Source organism: Okeania sp. SIO3I5 (assembly GCF_010672085.1).
Lineage (GTDB): Bacteria > Cyanobacteriota > Cyanobacteriia > Cyanobacteriales > Microcoleaceae > Trichodesmium.
The window spans coordinates 1-2,747 of the sequence record NZ_JAAHHT010000468.1; the positions used below are offsets into that span (position 1 = coordinate 1).

A 2,747-nucleotide genomic window follows, 5' to 3' on the forward strand; every position below is an offset into this window, starting at 1 on the left:
ACACTCTTGTATTCAACCGGATTTGATATTACTCCTTACTCCTTACTCCTTACTCCTTACTCATTACTCATTACTCATTACTCATTACTCCTCAGTAATACGATAACTAATTACCCGGATTCTATATTATCCATTTGAAACGACTTTTGTATTGGGTGGCATATTCTTGATAAATTTTGGCTGCTCGCTCCTGATATTCTGTTTCAGTTTCAGAGATCGAGGCGATCGTCGAGAGTTCTGTATTTTCTTCCTCATCTTCCGAATCGAAAAATATGGAGTCTTCATCATTGTTGCGAGGATCGAGGAAAGCTGCATCTTGCGAACCTATGGGTAACGGAAGTTGATTAGTAATGGCGTGCAAAAACACATAGTTTCGGAGAATATGGCGATCGATAGATTGTAAAAATGCCACCCCGCTACTTTCTAAACGTTTAAATAGGTTGGTGCGACAAAAACCTTTTAACCTTTTACCTGCGCGAGATAAATCTTTGAGTTGTCGCGACTCAGCATCAGTCATCGATTTTCCTTTCGCTGATTTTGGATAAACTGCATAACTCCCCAAACCATAGCGCGGTAAATTTAACTCGCTCAAAATATTAACTACCGCTTCGGAATACAAAAGCGCATATAAATCTTCACTTCCCCCTAAGTCAAACGTTATAGTTTTTGCTTGACGAATCGGAAAATAGGATTTCGAGCGATCGCTCATTTCTAAATATTTTCGCCCAGTCTCATCAACTTGAGCATAATTATTTTGAATAAAACTACGGGTGCGACGCAACATATATAGTCGCATCAATTCTCGCCAGTCATCACGATGTTCGCTTTTTTCAAATGCTGCTAGGGACCGCACCGGAGCTTGATATTTCCGACTAAATTCTATTTCGCCTCCTATTTCCTGTAACAATTTTTCTGGTCGAATGCCTAAATTTTTATCTTCTGAAATAAATAACCGCAGTTGATTTGATAAATCTAAATAGGTTTTATTGTAGGGAGTTGCTGTTAATAAAATGCAGCGACTTTCATTCAGAGCAATATATTCTTGAATTGCTCGATAACGTTTACCTTGACGATTTCTCAGATTATGACTTTCGTCAATTATTAAAACTCGATAACGTCTTGTCTTAGGCAGTATTTTTTGCACTTTGCTAATAGAAATAACCTCAGCTCGTAATTTGTAATTGTAAACATATTCTTCCCACATCGACACCAAATTTTTCGGACAAATAATCAGAGTTTCTAAGAAAAAATCATCCTCTAAAATTTTTGCCAATGTTGCAGCAATACGAGTTTTTCCTAAACCAACAACATCCCCAATTAAAACTCCCCCCCGTCGATTTAAATAACGAGCTGCAATTTTCACAACCGCTGCTTGAAAATCAAATAATCGATCTTTAATACTCCGAGGAATTTGATATTCTGATAATCCTGCTCTAGCTTCACTCGATAAATGATAAGCAATTTTTAGATAAATATAATAAGGCGGAATCAACTTTTCTCGCGCCCAACTTTCGTCAATAACTGTAATTATATCTTGGGAAATATCAAGACACCAACGGTCTTTCCATCGGTCATCAAACCATTTCTGAAGTTTTTGACAAGCATCATAATCAAGAATATCAATATTTAACTCTCCTTGTTTTTTTAATCCTGACAAAGTTAAATTACTACTGCCCAAAAAACCAACTATGGGATTATTAATATCGTCGCGATGAAATAAATATAATTTGGCATGGAGGGGATATCTGAGAAATAGTTTAACCACTACTTTTTTGTTTTTAATTTGTTGTCTGAGAAGACGTAAAGCAACTTCATCTTTATTAGTAGGTGCGCCCCAAGTTAATTGTTCGCAAAATTCTTGAGTTACTTGTTTTTTTAAACGAATAACCTTCAGATTATCCATCCCAATTTCCGTTTTTTCAAAAGCCCAACTATCATGTAATTCTTTTTCGGGTAAAGTCTGCATTCCTACTAACAAACGACAACAATAATTTTCATTTCCTGTAAATTTTTCTATCTTGTCAGCTATTTCTTTCCACCCTCGGAGATTAAAATAACCTACACAAAAATCTGCTCGTTTTGAAGTTTCAATAGTATCCCGCAGTATGGGGAGTAGGTGTTGTTCAATATTGTCAAAAATTCGAGGCATTTTTTGATTTATTTTTAATATATAAAAAGTTGGATTATAAATATTATGATAACTGATTATTGGAATTGAAGATAAATTTTTGTTTTTGTAGGGGTTTGGTCTCCAAACCCTAAGATTAAGATTTTTCCCAGACAGTTGTAGGGGTTTGGTTTCCAAATCCATAGAATTTTTGCAGATAATTTTTAATACATAATTTCTCTAATTTACAGAATAGTTTACGAATTTTTATCTGATAATTTTCCCCAATTTATCGAATTCCTGATTTTGGGGTTTCCATCAATATTAATCAGGGTTTTGTTTCCCAACACCTACGGATTTTTTCAGATAATTTTCCCCAATTTATCGAATTCCTGATTTTGGGGTTTCCATCAATATTAATCAGGATTTTGTTTCCCAACACCTACGGATTTTTCCAGATAATTTTCCCCAATTTATCGAATTCCTTATTTTGGGGTTTTCCATCAATATTAATCAGGATTTTGTTTCCCAACACTTACGAATTTTCCTAGATAATTTTCCCAATTTATCGAATTCCTGATTTGGGATTTATATCAATATTTCTCAGGATTTTGTTTCCCAACACCTACGAATTTTCCTA

Annotated in this window: 1 protein-coding gene; it reads right to left on the reverse strand. The window is 34.8% G+C overall.

Annotation, left to right across the window (positions count from 1 at the left end):
• Positions 1 to 121: 121 nt before the first annotated feature.
• The gene (locus F6K40_RS39695; RefSeq protein WP_293145666.1) at positions 122 to 2,149 is read right to left on the reverse strand and encodes an SNF2-related protein; all 2,028 of its coding nucleotides are present in this window, start codon (positions 2,147 to 2,149) and stop codon (positions 122 to 124) included.
• Between the last annotated feature and the right edge of the window lie 598 nt (positions 2,150 to 2,747).